General features: G+C 68.3%; 13 protein-coding genes and 1 tRNA gene. 8 read left to right on the forward strand and 6 right to left on the reverse strand.

Annotation, left to right across the window (positions count from 1 at the left end):
• The first annotated feature begins 191 nt into the window (after positions 1 to 191).
• Positions 192 to 266: transfer RNA gene (locus Q8M82_RS06370), tRNA-Glu, on the forward strand.
• Between the two features lie 144 nt (positions 267 to 410).
• Here the strand turns inward: Q8M82_RS06370 and Q8M82_RS06375 are convergent.
• The 6 genes from Q8M82_RS06375 to Q8M82_RS06400 all read right to left on the reverse strand — a co-directional run bounded on the left by Q8M82_RS06375 (position 411) and on the right by Q8M82_RS06400 (position 6,599).
• Positions 411 to 1,910: a hypothetical protein gene (locus Q8M82_RS06375; protein WP_305690536.1), complete on the reverse strand. Its 1,500-nt coding sequence runs from the start codon at positions 1,908 to 1,910 to the stop codon at positions 411 to 413.
• A 34-nt stretch (positions 1,911 to 1,944) separates the two neighbouring features.
• Positions 1,945 to 2,694: an ABC transporter ATP-binding protein gene (locus Q8M82_RS06380; protein WP_305690537.1), complete on the reverse strand. Its 750-nt coding sequence runs from the start codon at positions 2,692 to 2,694 to the stop codon at positions 1,945 to 1,947.
• Positions 2,695 to 2,800: 106 nt separating this feature from the next.
• Positions 2,801 to 4,000: an NAD(P)/FAD-dependent oxidoreductase gene (locus tag Q8M82_RS06385; protein WP_305690538.1), complete on the reverse strand. Its 1,200-nt coding sequence runs from the start codon at positions 3,998 to 4,000 to the stop codon at positions 2,801 to 2,803.
• Positions 3,997 to 5,361, reverse strand: a complete 1,365-nt coding sequence (locus Q8M82_RS06390) for an FAD/NAD(P)-dependent oxidoreductase (RefSeq protein ID WP_305690539.1) — start codon at positions 5,359 to 5,361, stop codon at positions 3,997 to 3,999. The genes Q8M82_RS06385 and Q8M82_RS06390 overlap by 4 nt, the downstream gene beginning before the upstream one ends.
• Entirely contained in the window at positions 5,354 to 5,605 is a 252-nt protein-coding gene (locus Q8M82_RS06395) for a (2Fe-2S)-binding protein (protein ID WP_305690540.1), read from the reverse strand. The genes Q8M82_RS06390 and Q8M82_RS06395 overlap by 8 nt, the downstream gene beginning before the upstream one ends.
• Positions 5,606 to 5,771: 166 nt before the next feature.
• Entirely contained in the window at positions 5,772 to 6,599 is an 828-nt protein-coding gene (locus tag Q8M82_RS06400; RefSeq protein WP_305690541.1) for an IclR family transcriptional regulator, read from the reverse strand.
• Between the two features lie 119 nt (positions 6,600 to 6,718).
• Here Q8M82_RS06400 and Q8M82_RS06405 point away from each other — a divergent pair, with 119 nt between their 5' ends.
• From Q8M82_RS06405 to Q8M82_RS06435, 7 genes are all read left to right on the forward strand, one after another.
• Positions 6,719 to 7,492 (forward strand): enoyl-CoA hydratase/isomerase family protein, encoded by a 774-nt coding sequence (locus Q8M82_RS06405; protein WP_305690542.1) that lies wholly within the window; start codon positions 6,719 to 6,721, stop codon positions 7,490 to 7,492.
• A gap of 58 nt (positions 7,493 to 7,550) precedes the next feature.
• Positions 7,551 to 8,621: an ABC transporter substrate-binding protein gene (locus Q8M82_RS06410; RefSeq protein WP_305690543.1), complete on the forward strand. Its 1,071-nt coding sequence runs from the start codon at positions 7,551 to 7,553 to the stop codon at positions 8,619 to 8,621.
• A 5-nt stretch (positions 8,622 to 8,626) separates the two neighbouring features.
• Positions 8,627 to 9,721: an ABC transporter ATP-binding protein gene (locus tag Q8M82_RS06415; protein WP_305690544.1), complete on the forward strand. Its 1,095-nt coding sequence runs from the start codon at positions 8,627 to 8,629 to the stop codon at positions 9,719 to 9,721.
• Positions 9,718 to 11,487 carry an ABC transporter permease subunit gene (locus Q8M82_RS06420; RefSeq protein ID WP_305690545.1) on the forward strand — a complete coding sequence of 590 codons (1,770 nt, stop codon included), beginning with the start codon at positions 9,718 to 9,720 and terminating at the stop codon, positions 11,485 to 11,487. Before Q8M82_RS06415 ends, Q8M82_RS06420 begins: the two co-directional genes overlap by 4 nt.
• Positions 11,488 to 11,508: 21 nt before the next feature.
• Positions 11,509 to 13,038: a class I adenylate-forming enzyme family protein gene (locus Q8M82_RS06425; RefSeq protein WP_305690546.1), complete on the forward strand. Its 1,530-nt coding sequence runs from the start codon at positions 11,509 to 11,511 to the stop codon at positions 13,036 to 13,038.
• 1 nt (position 13,039) lies between these two features.
• Positions 13,040 to 14,119, forward strand: coding sequence for a hypothetical protein (locus Q8M82_RS06430; protein WP_305690547.1), 1,080 nt, complete (start codon positions 13,040 to 13,042; stop codon positions 14,117 to 14,119).
• Positions 14,120 to 14,298: 179 nt separating this feature from the next.
• On the forward strand, positions 14,299 to 15,741 hold the full coding sequence (locus Q8M82_RS06435) for an MATE family efflux transporter (protein ID WP_371126255.1): 1,443 nt from the start codon (positions 14,299 to 14,301) through the stop codon (positions 15,739 to 15,741).
• The last annotated feature ends 56 nt before the right edge of the window (positions 15,742 to 15,797 follow it).

Raw genomic sequence — 15,797 nt, forward strand, 5'->3', positions numbered from 1 at the left:
TGGCGGCGACGGCAAGGGCTATACCGACTATCCCACGCTCCAGGACGCCGCGGCCTGACGCGGTCGCTTCGCGGCGATCCGCCAACGAGGAGGGGGCGCAGCGGGTGCCCCCTCCGCAATTTTCGGCCTCGCTGTGCAAAAACAGTTGCAGGCCGGCAGCGCTGCGATTAAACAGCAGCCCTTGCCGCGCTGCTCCCATCGTCTAGCGGTCAGGACGTCGCCCTCTCACGGCGAAAACTGGGGTTCGATTCCCCATGGGAGCGCCATTTTTCGGTGGCCGAGCGCCGCCTCGGCATGATCGGGCGCATGATCACCAGATGGTCGCGGAGCGTCGGTCTCCGACGCTTGCAGTGCATAGGGCTGGCGTCGTCCGTCAGCTCTTCCTTCGTCGGTAATCCTGACAGCCCGGCTCACGCTGCTACGCGAGGGCGCGCTGCATACAGCACGCCCATCGTCGCCATCGCCAGCAGCGCGCCCCCCATCGCCGCCAGATAGTTGCCCGTGAGCAGGGGCCAGAGTGCAACCGCAACGGTCATCAAGGCCAGAAGCTCCATGAGAGTCACGGAAATCGGGCTCTTCATGCGCCGCCTGATCATGCCGGTCCTCGACAGCCTTGGCTGATGCCAGAGGTTGACGAAGATGCCGCAGGCGATGGCACAGCCCACGCCGAGCACACTGACCAGACCGGACCAGGCATCAAACAACAGCAGGATCATCAAGGGTGGCGCGGCGAAGGTGACGGTGAGCCAGGTGATCGCGCCGAAACGGGCGCGCTGGCGCAAGCCGGGGTCCAGCGGAGCCGTCAGGGCGAGTTCGCCGGCTTCGTCAGCCGACATCGCGATCCAGGTCAGGCCACCGGCAATCTGACCGCACAGAACGATCAGGACCGGCACGAGCGCCGAGGCATCGTGATCCCCCCTCGCGACGCGATAGACCGTCACCGCGGCGATCGGGATCAGAAAAATGCACTGCATCAGGATCTGCGACAGCAGCCACGGATCACGCAAGATGAGGCGCCGCTCCTTGAGCATCAGTGCCGCCGCCGGTGATGTTCCGAAGGAGGCGCGACTGCGCCTTGCGCGGGCGGGAGCTGCAGACGCCGATCCCGCGGCGAGGACCGCATTGCGCACGAAGCTCTCGGCGAGGCCGATGAACATCAGCACGGCCATCAGCCCAGCGCAGGCAACCAAAGCCAGGAGGGCCACGATATCGCCCGTCACGGCGCGGGCCGGCAGCATCGCCCCTTGCCAGACGAGAGAGTCAGGATTGGCGACATAGTCCGCGACGAGGGCGTTCTTCGGGCCCGGCCCGAAAATCGCGTCCCACTGCACCATCACGAGCACGAGCAGGCCGGCCAGCGCCGCCATCACCTGCGCCGCGACACGCGTGCTCCGGATCCCGATCAGACGAGCCAGGCCCATGGCCAGCCCGATCGCGGTGGCCGTCGCGCTCAGCGCGAGAGCCAGGAGCAGGGGCAGGCCAGCTAACCAGTGCGGTCCGCGCTGCACCACGAGCAGGATCAAAATCGGCGCGCCGTAGAGACCGGCCTTGGCAAGCGTGAAGCCAAGGACGTTGAGAGCCCGGACCAGCAGCACCGTCTGCGGCGGCAGGGGCGCCGAGAACATGAGATCGTAATCGCCGCGCGCATAGAGCGCGTAGGCGGCGGAATCGAGCGCGGCCGAGACCATGAGGATGAAGAGGAAGGCGAGATTGATCGTCAAGGTGATCTGAACGCGCGGATCGGCAGGGTCCAGGTCGCCGGCCGTCATCAGCAGCAGATGCGACACACCGAAGATGATCGTGCAGGCCACGGCCAATACGCCCGCGATGCGCCAGGGACGCATGGGCGTCTTCGGGCCCGCCATGTCGGCGATGCCGCGCAGGGCCAGCTTGACCTCGAGCGCCAGCACGGTGCGGGTCGCCCCTGACAGAAGGGCACTCATCTCAGGCCGCCTCTCCGCGTGCGACGACATCGAGGAAGACATCTTCCAGGGTCGAACCCTGGGAGGCGCTGCCATCGCGCAGTTCGGCCATCGTGCCTTCGCAGACCAAGCTGCCATTGCGAATGATGCCGATGCGGTCGCTGAGACGTTCGGCGACTTCGAGAATATGTGTGGTGAGGATCACCGTCACGCCGGTCGCGACACGGTCCTGGAGCAGGTCCTTCACATGTCGCGCCATCGCGGCGTCGAGGCCCGTCAGCGGCTCGTCGAGGATCAGCAATTCGGGCTCGTGAATCAGCGCGCCGGCCAGAGCGACCTTCTGGCGCATGCCCTTGGAAAAACCCTCGCAGCGATGATCGGCCACGCGGGTCAGCTCGAGGGTCTCGAGCAGGGCGTCGCGGCGCCGTCTGGCGACCGCGGGCCCGACCTGCCAGAGGCCGGCGACGAAATCGAGATATTCGACAGGCGTGAGCTTGTCGTAAACCATCGGTTCATCCGGGAGCCACGCCACGACCCGCTTGGCCGCAACCGGATCCCGCAGGCGGTCGATCCCGCAGATGCCGATTTCGCCCGCATCCGGGGAGAGCAGCCCCGCGACGATCCTGAGCGAGGTGGTCTTGCCTGCCCCGTTGGGACCCAGCAAAGCGTAGAGCTCGCCGCGCCGGACACGGAGATCGAGCCCGTCGACGGCCGTGAAGCCGCCAAAGCGCTTCACCAGGCCGCGGACCACCAGCGCATCATGGCCACTCATGCGAACGCTCCCATCTTGTGGAGCGTTATGCGGCATCGCCTGTGACGTTCAGGTTAAAATGCGTCCCGTAGCGGAAGGGCATCAGCGGCTGGCGGCTGCGCCTTTGCTAACTTGGGCGCGCCGACAGGGCTCGGTTTCCTTTGTCGGGGCGGTCGTCGAACTCCTTGTGAAACTTGTCGCTGATGGTCGCGGAGGTGCGGAAGCGCGCGATCGAGAACGGCGCCAGCGGTGGCGGATCCGCGCCGTCGACGATCATGTCACTGAGATAGTGTCCGACACCGGGACCAATCTGGAAGCCATGGCCGCAGAAGCCGAAGGCGTGAAAAAGCCATGGTGTGGTTTCGCTCCTGCCGATCACCGGGATCATGTCCGGCAGATAGCCCTCGATGCCGGACCAGACGCGGATGACATGTCCATGAGCCAGTGCCGGCACGAGCCCCGCGAGCGCCCGCATGGCGGCCAGAGTCTTGGCCGGCGGTACCGGCGCGCGGTTTCCCACCGCATCGGCCGCCGTGCGCGGATAGCCGGCGAGGATGACGTTCCCGCGTTCGGTCTGGCGGGCGATGACGGAGCCGTCGATCGTCTGGAGCGAGGGCGCCATCACGAAGGGCAGTGGCTCCGTGACGAATTGCGGCGGGCCGGCCGCGAAGACCGGTGCCGTCTCCCCGAAGCACTCCGCCATCTCCACCGCCCAGGCGCCGGCCGCATTGACCAGCGCGCCGCAGCCGAGTTCGGTGCCGTCGGCCGTCGTCACGACAAATCCGGCGCCATGGCGGGCGACCGCCGTGACCCGGGCGTTCTCGCGGATCTCGACGCCGAGCCGCCGCGCGGCGCGGGCGACGGCCGGAGTCGCGAGGCGGGGATTGGCCGTGGCGTCGCGGGGGGAGTAGGTGGCTGCGACCGCCCGACCGCCCAGCCAGGGAAAGCGCTTGCGGAGTTCGGGTTGTTCAAGCCGCTCGATCACGACGCCATGCTGTTGCGAAACCTGCGCATAAGCTTCGAGCCGCGCCTGCTCGGCGGCGTCGAAGGCGCAGTAGAGATGACCCGTCCGCGCGAATTCGCAGCCCTCGCCGATGAGTGCCTCGAAATCCTCCCACAGCTCATGGGAGCGCAGCGCGAGCGGATACTGGCCCGGAAAGCGGCCCTGCAGCCGCAGATTGCCGAAATTCGTGCCGCTCGACTGTGCCCCGACGACATCCCTCTCGAACAGGACCACGCGCTGCCCGCGCCGCGCCAGGAAAAACGCGGTCCAGACGCCGATCAGGCCGCCGCCGATAATCGCCACATCGGTGCTCGCGCCTCTCATGGCGCGATGTCGCCGGCGGCAGCGAGGGCGATCGGCTTCACCGGGGCCTGGCCGCGCAGGCGCCCCGCGGCCGCGCCATCGCGTGCGGTGGCGGCGGCGACGATTTCCTGCAGGGCCGGTCCGCAGACGCGCCCCTGGCAGCGACCCATGCCGCATCGCGTCATCGCCTTGACGCGGTTGACCTCGACCGGGCCGAGCGCCTGCGCCATGGCCGCGCGGACGGCGCCGATCGTCACGGATTCGCAGCGGCACAGAACGGTTTCGGCGGCTTGCGCCCGAATCTGTGCCACCGGCCAGGCAAAGGCTCGCGCCAGTCCGCGCTGGAACCGGCGCAGCCGAACCACCCGGCGCATCAGCGGGATCGCCGCCGCGTCGTTCGGCTTGCCGAGATCGGAAAGGATGGCGTAGGCGGCGAGCGCGCCGCTGGCCTCAGCCGCGTCGGCGCCTCCGATCGCAACTCCGTCGCCGGCGAGATAGAGGCCGGGGCGTGCCCGCCCGAACCCATCCGTCTTCGGCAGGAACAGCCGGAAGTCGGTGTCGTAGGCGAAACTCGCTCCCGCCAGGTCGGCGAGCTGGCTTTCTGGCTTGAGGCCGTAGCCGAGCGCCACCGCATCGCAGGCAAAGCGGTGTTCGCGTCCCGCCGCATCGCGCAGCCGCAGGGACTCGACATGGCCGTCTCCCTCGATGGCGAGCGGCGTCACGCCATGCAGGAGCGGCGTGCCGGCGCGCAGCGTGTCGGCCATGTAGCCGAGCCCGCGCAGGAGGGTGCGCGGTGAGGCGAGAAGATGTGGCAGCGCGCGCGCCTTGGCGGCGAGCCCCGTCGTGTCGGCGACGACCGCGACCTCGCCGCCCATCTGCCGGTATTGCCGTGCGGCGAGCAGCAGCAGCGGCGAGGAGCCGAGGAAGGCGACGCGGCGGCCGATGAGGCAGCCCTGGTCCTTCAAGGCGACCTGGGCACCGCCGAGCGTGAAGACGCCCGGCAGCGTCCAGCCGGGCATCGGGGCGATCCGATCCATCGCGCCCGTCGCCAGCAGCAGGGTCGTGGCCTCGATCGTCTCGGCGCGTCCCTCGCGCAGCAGATGGAGCGTGCCGCCCTCGACTGCCCAGACCAGCGTCCGCGGCCGATAGTCGATACGCTCGGTCAGGGCGGCGAAGCGGCGGTGGAGTGCCTCGTAGCGTGCCGCCTCGCTGCCCATCAGGCGGCGCATGTCGAGCGCGAGATCGGGGGCCGGCTGGCGATAGCCCTGGCCGCCGGCACGCTCGGCCTCGTCGATCAGGACGGGCCGGTGGCCCTGGGCACAGAGCACTTCCGCGGCTGCAATTCCGGCCGCGCCGGCGCCGACGATGACGATGCTACTCATCGCGTGCGGCCGGCGGCTGCGCAAACAGCGTCATGCCCTCGACGACGGGCGTCGTGCAGGCTCGCAGCCGGCCGCCATGTCCGCTCCAGACCCAGCAATCCTGGCAGGCGCCCATCAGGCAGAAGCCGGCGCGGGGCTCGTCACCGAATTCGTGGCGGCGAACCAGCAGTCCATGGGTGAGCAGCGCCGCGAGGACGCTGTCGCCGCTCGTCGCCGTGATCGCCGAGCCCTCGAATGTCAGCACGACCCTCGCCCCGCGTCGTTCCGCGACCCTTTTGAACTGGACGCTGGTCACCCTCGCCACCTCGCTCTTGAATATCGCAATGCGATAATCTTAAGCGGATATTGGCAAGGCGAAAGGGATCGCTGTCAAGCGGTCGGACGCGCTGCGGTCCTTCCGCCTCGTCGGATTAGACGCGGGAGACGGCGTGGGCCGCCGCGATGACGAGCGCGGAGAATCGCGTGACCACGTCGTCCCGGCTGTAGCGCGAACAGGAAACCGCGACATTGACGGCCCCCTCGGGCCGGCCGCGATGGTCGAGGATCGGCGCGGCGATCGAGGCGTCGCCGAGATAGACCTCCTCGAAGGCCGTGGCGTAGCCTTGCGCGGCCGCCTGGCGGATCTTCTCCCGCAGCGCCTCGCGCTGCCAGGTCGTGGAGGGGGTGTAGGCCTTGAGGTCGGAGGCGTCGATCACCGCCATGGCCTCGTCTTCCGGCAGCCGCGAGAGCATGGCGATGCCCGGCGCCGTGCAATAGGCGGGCATGCGCGTGCCGATGATGACGTCGGTGTTGAGGACGTGCCGGCTGAGGAAGCGGGAGACGAAGATGATCTCGGTCGCATCCCGCATCGTCAGATTGACGGTCTCCTCGGTCTCCTTGCTGAGATGCATCAGATAGGGCATCGCCCGGTCGACGAGGCGGCTGCCGCGGATGAAGTGATAGCCGAGGTCGAGCGTCTTCGCCGTCAGTTCGAAGCGCTTGGTCTCGGCGTCCTTGTGAAGATAGCCGAGCCTGGTCAGCGTATGGGTGAAGCGCTGCGCCGCGCTGAGATCCATGCCGGTTTCCGCCGCCACCTGGGACAGGTTCAGGGTCTGGTGCTGGCGGCCGAAGGCGTAGAGCACCCGAAACGCCTTCTCGACCGAATTCACCATCAGGGCCCCGCCCTTGTCGCGTGTGGACTTGCCGGCATCGGGCCGGGCGGCCGGGGCCTCATCCGCGCGCGGTTCGGTCAGGGACATCGCAGCTTCTCCTCGAGCCGATCAATGGCGGCGACATGCGGCCTTGACAAGGTGGGGCATTCCCGCAGATCATTCAATAGAGTTTATCGCATAACGATAGAAAGCCATCGGAGCGCACGATGAAAGAATCCGTTCTCAGCGAGATCCGCGGCCCCGTCGGGATCCTGACGCTGAACCGCCCCGACAAGCTGAACGCCTGGAACGCACCGATGCGGGCCCGCCTCGTCGAGGCGCTGGACGAGCTGGAGGCCGACGAGGCGGTGCGCGCCATCATCCTCACCGGTGCGGGCGACCGTGCCTTCGGAGCCGGCCAGGATCTCAACGAGACGAAAACCTTCGATCCCGACCGGGCAGAATTGTGGATGGGCGAGTGGGAGCGCCTCTACGACCGGATCCGCTCGCTCTCGAAGCCGATCATCGCGGCGCTCAACGGTGTCGCGGCGGGATCGGCCTTCCAGGTCGCGCTGCTCTGCGACCTGCGCGTCGGCCATGACGGCGTCACCATGGGGCAGCCCGAGATCAACTCCGGCATCGCGTCGGTGACCGGCCCCTGGATCATGCGCGAGATGATCGGGATTGCCCGTACCATCGACCTCACCCTGACCGGGCGGATGATGGAAGCGGACGAGTGCTTCCGCATCGGGCTGATCAACCGCATCGTCCCGAAGGAGACGGTGATGGACGCGGCGCTGGCGCTGGCGACCGAGCTCGCCGGAAAGCCGCCTGTCGCCATGCGGCTCAACAAGGCGCGCTTCCGCGAGGTCACCGAGGCGAGCTTCCGCGAATGCCTCGCCGCCGGCATCCGCAACCAGCGCGAGGCCTACGCCACCGGCGAACCGGCCCGGATGATGGAGGAATTCCTCGCCAAGCGCGCCGCCAAGAAGAGCGCCTGACGCGAGACGACCAGACGACCACGGGGAAATGCGGAAAACCGCTGAACGGGAGAGAACGATGACCAGCAGCATCATGAACAGGCCTAATCGGCGCCACCTCCTGCAACTGGCTGGCGGCGTCGCCGCCGGCGCGATGGCCGGGCCAGCCCTGATCGGGCGGGCCAGTGCCGCGACGCAGATCATCGTGGCCGATCCCGGCGGTCCCTTCGGCCCGGCCTTCCGCAAGGCCTTCTACGATCCCTTCGAGAAGGCGACCGGCAACAAGGTCGTCAATGTCGCCCGCGAGGCCGAACCGACCGCGCAGTTCAAGGCGATGGTCGAAACCAAATCCTACACCTGGGACGTCTGCACGCTGACGCTGTCGGCGCGCGACATCCTGGCGGGGCAAGGCCTGCTCGATCCGATCGGCTTCACCCATGCCGACGTGCCCAAGCTGATGCCCGAGGCGATCTCGCCGCTGTTCATGGGCACCGACGTCTATTCGACGGTCTTCGCCTATCGCACCGACCGGGTGAAGACGGCGCCGGCGAGCTGGGCCGATTTCTTCAATGTCGAGAAGTTCCCTGGCCGCCGCGCGCTGCGCAAGAACGCGATCGACACGCTCGAGCAGGCGCTGCTCGCGGACGGCGTGCCGCTCGACAAGCTCTACCCGCTCGACGTCGACCGTGCCTTCAAGGTCCTCGACAAGATCAAGCCGCATGTCGCGGTCTGGTGGACCGGCGGCGCCCAGTCGACGCAGCTGCTCCAGAGTGGCGAGGTCGACATGCTGCCGGGCTGGAATGCCCGCCTGCAGGCGGCGATCGATGGCGGCACGCCCGCGAAGATCGTCTGGAACCAGGGGCTCTATTCGATCGAGGGCTGGGCCTTGCCCAAGGGCGGCCCGAAGGCCGAGGTTTCCCGCCAGTTCGTGCGCTTCTGCTCGGACCCGAAGGCCCAGGCGCTCTTCACCGAGATCCTGGCCTATGGCCCGACCAATCTCGACGCCTACCAGACGATTCCCGCCGAACGCGCCAAGGTCCTGCCGACCTCGCCGGACAATCTGAAGCAGATGAGAATCGCTGATGAGAGCTGGTGGAGCGCCAACCGCGCCAAGGTCTCCGAGCGCTTCAACTCCTGGCTCCTGACCTGATCGCGATGACGACGGGGATCGACACGCCCGCCGCCGCGGCGACGAAGAGCAAGCTTGTCATCGAAGGCAAGCTTGTCATCGAAGGCCTTGGCAAGCGCTATGGCGCGACCACGGCCCTCGAGCCGAGTTCGCTCAGCGTCGCCGAGGGCGAGTTCCTCACCTTGCTGGGGCCTTCGGGCTCCGGCAAGACGACCTTGCTTCAGCTGATCTGCGGCCTCGTTGAGGCGAGCGAGGGCCGGGTGGTGATCGATGGGCGTGACCAGTCGCGCATGCCGGTCCACCAGCGCGATATCGGGCTCGTGTTCCAGCACTACGCGCTGTTCCCGCATCTGACGGTGGCGGAGAACATCGCATTCCCGCTGAAGATGCGCGGGCGTCCCTCGGCGGAGATCGGCAAGCGCGTCGAGGATGCGCTGGCCATGGTCCATCTCGGCCATCTGGCAAAGCGCTTCCCGCGCGAATTGTCGGGTGGGCAGCAGCAGCGCGTCGCGCTGGCGCGCTGCTTCGTCTACCAGCCCTCGATCATCTTGATGGATGAACCGCTCGGCGCGCTCGACAAGAAGCTGCGCGAGCACATGCAGATCGAGATCAAGCGGCTGCATCGCGAGAGCGGCGCCACGATCGTCTATGTGACGCATGACCAGGAGGAGGCGCTGGCGCTCTCCGACCGGATCTGCCTGATGAACCACGCGAAGATCGAGCAGCTCGGCACGCCCCGCGAGATCTATGAGCGGCCGCGGACCGCCTTCGCCGCCGATTTCATCGGCATCTCCAACATCTTCCGCGGCCGCTGGGACGGCAATGGCTCGCTGGAGACGGCCCATGGCCGCTTCGCGCTCCCGCAGAATGCCGCGAGCCCGGGCGCGGAGCCCGCGCTCGTGATCCGCCCGGAACATCTCAGACTCGGCGCGCCCGACGGCAACGCCGTCACCGGCCGCGTCAGCGAGATCGTCTATGCCGGCTCGGAAACCCGGGTCATCGCCACGCTCGGCGATGGTGGCCAGCTCGTGCTGCGGCTCGGCCCCGACGACGCCGTGCCCGCCATCCATGACGAGATCGTCGCCGGCTGGGCGCGCGACCGTGCGGTCCTCGTCGCATGAGTGCGGCCACGGCTTCCGGCGGAACGGCGGGTGCGCGCGGCGCCTTTCGCCCCGGTGCGCTCTGGCTCGCGGTGCCGGGCCTGCTCTTCCTGGCGTTCTTCTTCGTCTGGCCGGTGGCGCAGCTGCTCGGCCTGAGCCTGTTCGACCCCGACAGCGGCAAGCCCTCGCTCGCGACCTATGAGCGGATCGCGGCGACCGACGTCTATCTGCGCGTGCTCGGCATCACCTTTCGGATCGCGGGCTATACGGCGCTTTATTCGCTGCTGATCGGCTATCCGTTGGCTTACTGGCTGTCGCGCCTGCCCGATCTCTATCGCGGCCGCATGCTGCTCTTCGTCATGGTGCCGTTCTGGACGAGCTATCTCGTCAAGACCTTCGCCTGGATGATCGTGCTCGGCCGCAGCGGCATCATCAATTCGCTGGCGATGGGGTCTGGTGTCACCGATCAGCCGCTGCCGCTGCTGCACAACGAATTCGGCGTCATGGTGGGCATGGTCCACGCCATGGTGCCGCTGGCAGTGATGACGATGCTGCCGGTGATGGCGGGCATCGACCGCCGCCTCGTCCAGGCGGCGCAGACTTTGGGCGCCTCGCCGGCCCACGCCTTCTGGCTGGTCTATTTCAAGCTGTCGCTGCCCGGCGTCGCCGCCGCGGGTCTGCTCGTCTTCATCTCCTCGCTCGGCTTCTTCATCGTGCCCGCCTTCCTGGGCGGACGACAGCAGACGATGCTGGCCCAGCTCATCATCACGCAGGTGCAGGAGCTGCTGAACTGGCCCTTCGCCGGCGCGCTGGCGGCGATGATGCTGGCGGCGGCGCTGGTCTCCTGCTGGGTCTATGACCGTGTCTTCGGCATCTCCACGATCGCCGGAGGCGCGGCGCAGGTCGGGACCGGGCGAATCCGCGATCTCGGGCTGGCCATTCTCGCCGTCGTCGCCCGGGCGGCGGGGGCGGTCTCGTCGCTGGCGCAAAGCCTGCTCGGCCGGCGGGGCAGCGGCTTCATCCTGCCGATTTTCGCCTGGATCGTGATCGGCTTCCTCGTCCTGCCGACGCTGCTGGTGATCCCGCTGGCCTTCACCTCCTCGCAGTTCCTGGAATTCCCGCCGCCGGGCTACGGCCTGTCCTGGTTCCGGACCTATTTCGAATCCCCGCTCTGGATCCAGGCGACGATCCGCTCCTTCGGCGTCGCCTTCGCAACCGCGATCGCGGCCACTGCCATCGGCGGCTTCACGGCGCTGGCGCTGGCCAATAGCCGCACACGCTGGAGCGGGCTGATCTTCGCCTTCTTCCTCGCGCCGATGATCGTGCCGCGCATCGTCATCGCGGTGGGGCTGTTCTACCTGTTCGCGCGCATCGGGCTGGTGGCGACCGATCTCGGCCTGATCATCGGCCACACGGTTCTGGCCATCCCCTTCACGCTGGTCACCATGGCGGCCGTTCTCAAGGGCTATGATCAGCGGCTCGACCAGGCTGCGGCGACTCTGGGGGCCAACCGGCTGAAGACGCTGACCGGTGTCACCATCCCTCTCGTCAAGGGTGGCCTCGTCGCGGCATTCCTGTTCGCTTTCATCACCTCCTTCGACGAGCTGACCATCGCGATCTTCATCAGCGGGGGCGTCAAGACGACATTGCCCAAGCAGATGTGGGACGACATGATCCTCCAGCTCAATCCGACGCTCGCGGCGGTGTCCGTGGTCGTCTTCGTCGTGGTGACGGTGATGCTGCTGGTGGCCGAACGCTTCCGCTCCTCGTCCTCTTCCGCCTCCTGACATCGCGCGAACCGATCGACCATGACCTCCAGAGACGATTCCGGCTTTGTCGACCTGCTGACGCGGTGCGCCGCGCGCAACCCGGCGAAGGTCTATGCGCGCTATTGCGGCGAGCCCGTCACCTATGGCGAGATCGAGCGCAGTTCCTCGGCCTTCGCCGCGCATCTGCGGGCGCGGGGCCTGCAGCGGGGCGACCGTGTCGCGGTGATGATGCGCAATTCCGTCGCGGCCATCGCCGTCGTGTTCGGCCTGGCGCGCGCGGGTGTCGCCTGGGTTCCGGTGAACGCCCAGCAACGCGGCGAGGGGCTGCGCTATCTGCTGACGCATTCGCAGCCGAAGCTCATCGTCGCCGACGAGGATCTCGCGGCGCTGGTGACGGAGGCGTTGCCGGGGTCGGGCGCGCCGCCGCTTCTGCGCCAGGGCCCCGAACTCGACCGCATCCTCGCCGAGCCGGCTGTGTTCGACGAGCCGGCCCCCGCGCCCGACGCTGTCTTCGCCGTGATGTACACCTCCGGCACCACGGGGCGCCCCAAGGGCGTGATCGTGTCCCACCGCATGCTGCGGCTGGCCGCCGAGGGCGTCGGCCGCGTCTCGGCGGCAAGGCCGGGCGAGGTCTTCTTCGTCTGGGAGCCGCTCTATCACATCGGCGGAGCGCAACTCCTGGCCCTGCCGATGATCCGCGATATCACGCTCGCCATGGTCGACCGCTTCAGCGCTAGCCGCTTCTGGAGCCAGGTGAAGGCCGAGGGCGCGACCCATATCCACCATCTCGGCGGCATCCTGCAGATTCTGCTGAAGCAGCCCGAGGGCCCGCTCGACCGGACGCATGGCGTGCGGATTTCCTGGGGCGGCGGCTGCCCAGCCGATATCTGGCCGCTGTTTCGCGACCGGTTCGGCATCGAGATCCGCGAATGCTACGGCATGACGGAGGCCTCCAGCATCACCACCTGCAACGACAACGGCGTGGTCGGATCGGTCGGCCGGCCGATGCCCTGGTTCACGGTGAATCTGCGGCGGCCGGACGGCACGCCGGTCGAGCCCGGCGAGCGCGGCGAGATCGTCGTCGAAACGGATATCCCCGGCGCGATCTTCCCGGGCTATCTCGACAATCCCGAGGCGACCGCAAAGGCTCTGCGCGGGGGCGCGCTCCACACCGGCGATCTCGGCTCCTGGGACGAGGCCGGCAACCTCTTCTTCCATGGCCGCATGACCGACAGCGTCCGCTGCAAGGGCGAGAACGTCTCGGCCTGGGAGGTCGAGCATGTCGCGGCCGAGCACGAGGACATCGAGGACTGCGCCATGATCGGCGTGGCGTCGGATGTCGGCGAGCAGGACATCAAGCTCTTCGTCAAGCCGCGCGAGGGCGCCGCCATCGATCCCGCGGCGCTTTCGGACTGGCTCGCCGCCCGGCTCGCGCCCTATCAGAACCCGCGCTACATCGCCTTCGTCGACGAGTTCGAGCGTACGGCCAGCCAGCGCATCATGAAGCACAAGCTCTCGCCCCGGCTCGACGACGCCTGGGACCGCAGCGCGCCGGCGATGGTGGGCTGAGATGGCCGGCTGCGACATCCTGATCTCCGGTACGGGCGGATTCGCTGCGCGCATCGCCTTCGACATCGCCGCAACGGCCCGCGAACCGGTCGAGATCGTGATCGCAGGCCGCAACATCGAGCGCCTGAACTGGTTGCGGACCGCCGCCAACGCCCGCGCCGCACTCTTCGGTAACCCGGCGCGCTTCACGGTGCATGCGGTCGATCTGCTCGCGCCCGAGGCATCCGACGCATTGCTGGAGGCGGCCAGCCCGCGCATCGTCGTGCAGGCGGCCTCGATCCAGACCTCGCAGGTCATCGCCCAGAGCGGCAACGCCTGGACGCGGCTCGTGGCCGAGGGCGGGCTGAGCGCCACCGCCGTGTTTCAGGCCCTGATCAGCTCGCGCATGGCGGCCGCCATCACCCGCAGCGGCCGGACGGTGACGCTCGTCAACTGCAGCTTCCCGGACGTGGTCAACGGGATGATCCGGGCCATGGGCCACGAGGTCGCCTGCGGCATGGGCAATGTCGCGATCCTCTCCAACGTCTTTGCCGGCTCGGCCGCCGCGCCGGCCGGAGCCGAGATCCAGGTTCTGGCGCATTACCAGAACCTGGCCGCCTGGCGCCGCAGGCCGCAGGAGCGGGACGGACGTCCACCCCGCGTCTGGCTCGACGGTCGCGAGGTTGCGGATGTCTATGACCGCTTTGCCGATATCCAGCTCACGCCGGAGCCGGTGATCGAGATTTCCGGCGCTAGCGGGGTTCCGATGCTGCTCGCCATGGCCGCCGGCCGGTCCTGGCGGGGGCATGTGCCGGGCCCCAACGGCCTGCCTGGTGGCTACCCGGTCCGGCTCACGGGCAGGGCTCTGGAACTCGACCTCCCGCAGGGCGTCACGGAAGCGGAGGCGGTCGCCTGGAACAGCTCGTTCGAGGAGAGCAACGGGCTGGTCGTCCGGCCCGACGGGCGTGTCCGGTTCACGGGCCTGCTCGGCGACAGGATCGCCGGTCATGTTCCCGCGTTGCGCGACGGCTTCGCCGTAGCGGACCTCGAGCCGGTCTGTGACCTGCTGCTGAGGCTGAGATCGGAGTTGGAGCACGCCTGACGCGGCCAGTTGGCCGGGCGTTCGCGAAACGCGCATCCGGCCAACGTCGCGGAGCCGCAGACCGCCTCTTCGTCGCGCGGTTACGCTTCGTATTCTCTCTGATCGAGGCCGATCGTCTGCGCTGTGCCGCAGGATTTTGCCTGTTTCGCGGGCTGCGGGCGGGCTAGAAGCGGCCGCTCATGACAACGCCCGCGCCTCTCACTGACCCGTCCGCCTCCCGCTCCGCCTGGATTGCCGAGGCGGTTTCGATGCTTCGGCTCGGCTGGCCGCTGGTTCTGACGAACCTGGCGCAGACCGCGATGACCGCCACCGACGTGCTGATGATGGGGCGGCTCGGGCCCGAGGCGCTGGCCGCGGGGGCGCTGGGTTCCAATCTCTACATGGCGGTGCTGATCTTCGGCATCGGGGTGATGGCGGCGGTCGCGCCGATGCTGTCGATCGAACTGGGCCGCAACCGCCATGCGGTGCGCGAGATCCGGCGCACCGTGCGGCAGGGCTTCTGGGCGGCAGCGACACTGGTCGGCCCAATGTGGCTGTTTCTTTGGCAGACCGAGGCGGTGCTGGCCCTGATGGGGCAGGACCGCGGACTGGCGGCGGCTGCCGGCAGTTACATGCGCGCGCTGCAATGGAGCCTGCTGCCGTTCTTTTTCTATCTCGTGCTGCGCGGCTTCGTGGCGGCGCTGCAGCGGCCGCTCGTGGCCATGCTGGTGGTTCTGGCGGCGGTGCTGTTCAACGCCTTCGCCAACTGGGTTCTGATGTTCGGCCGGCTCGGATTTCCGGCGCTCGGGCTGTTCGGTTCGGGGCTGGCGACCTCGCTGTCCTCCACCCTGATGTTTGCCGGGCTGGCCTGGCTGGTGATGCGCGACCACCAGTTCCGGCGTTTCCGACTGTTCGGGCGGTTCTGGGTGGCGGACTGGCCCCGCTACCGGGCGTTCTGGCGGCTGGGCCTGCCGATCGGCGCGGCCCTGGCCTTCGAGGTGCTGATCTTCAACGGCGCCGCCTTCCTGATGGGGCGGATCAGTTCGACCGCGCTGGCCGCCCATGCCATCGCGATCCAGATCGCCTCGCTGACCTTCATGGTGCCGATGGGGATCGGCCAGGCGGCGACGGTGCGCGTCGGCCGGGCCTTCGGCGCGGGTGATCGCGAGGGCATCCGCAGGGCCGGCGTGGTGGCGATCGTCCTCGGCGTCGGCTTCATGGCGCTGACGGCGCTGGCGATGTGGTTCTCGCCGCATTGGCTGGTCCGGCCGTTTCTGGATCTCGACCGGCCGGGCGCGATCGAGGTGGCGGCGCTGGCGATGCATTTTTTGGTCTTCGCCGCGATCTTCCAGATCGTCGACGGGGCGCAGGTCGTCGGCTCCTGCCTTCTGCGTGGGCTCGGCGATACGCGGATCCCGATGCTCTATGCCGGGCTGGGCTACTGGGTGTTCGGCCTGCCGCTCTCGATCGCGCTCGGCTTCGGCACGCCGCTCGCCGGCAGCGGCATCTGGATCGGGCTGGCGGTCGCGCTGGCGCTGGTGGCGACCCTGATGCTGGGGCGCTGGTGGGCGAGAGAGCGGCTCGGCCTGATGCCGCCGGACAGGCGTCCCGCCTCCGGAGGCGGCGGCGGCGACCCGATCTGAGCCCGCCGCAGGGTCATCCTATGCGGGTCGTCCCAGGGCGCGAGCGCGCGGTTCCG

It is taken from the genome of Allobosea sp., assembly GCF_030694325.1.
Lineage (GTDB): Bacteria > Pseudomonadota > Alphaproteobacteria > Rhizobiales > Beijerinckiaceae > Allobosea.

Coding starts and splice junctions, on each gene's coding strand:
- Q8M82_RS06435 (WP_371126255.1), top strand. CDS start 14,299: ATGACAACGCCCGCGCCTCTCACTGACCCGTCCGCCTCCCGCTCCGCC.
- Q8M82_RS06410 (WP_305690543.1), top strand. CDS start 7,551: ATGACCAGCAGCATCATGAACAGGCCTAATCGGCGCCACCTCCTGCAA.
- Q8M82_RS06385 (WP_305690538.1), bottom strand. CDS start 4,000: ATGAGAGGCGCGAGCACCGATGTGGCGATTATCGGCGGCGGCCTGATC.
- Q8M82_RS06390 (WP_305690539.1), bottom strand. CDS start 5,361: ATGAGTAGCATCGTCATCGTCGGCGCCGGCGCGGCCGGAATTGCAGCC.
- Q8M82_RS06425 (WP_305690546.1), top strand. CDS start 11,509: ATGACCTCCAGAGACGATTCCGGCTTTGTCGACCTGCTGACGCGGTGC.
- Q8M82_RS06420 (WP_305690545.1), top strand. CDS start 9,718: ATGAGTGCGGCCACGGCTTCCGGCGGAACGGCGGGTGCGCGCGGCGCC.
- Q8M82_RS06430 (WP_305690547.1), top strand. CDS start 13,040: ATGGCCGGCTGCGACATCCTGATCTCCGGTACGGGCGGATTCGCTGCG.
- Q8M82_RS06380 (WP_305690537.1), bottom strand. CDS start 2,694: ATGAGTGGCCATGATGCGCTGGTGGTCCGCGGCCTGGTGAAGCGCTTT.
- Q8M82_RS06415 (WP_305690544.1), top strand. CDS start 8,627: ATGACGACGGGGATCGACACGCCCGCCGCCGCGGCGACGAAGAGCAAG.
- Q8M82_RS06400 (WP_305690541.1), bottom strand. CDS start 6,599: ATGTCCCTGACCGAACCGCGCGCGGATGAGGCCCCGGCCGCCCGGCCC.
- Q8M82_RS06405 (WP_305690542.1), top strand. CDS start 6,719: ATGAAAGAATCCGTTCTCAGCGAGATCCGCGGCCCCGTCGGGATCCTG.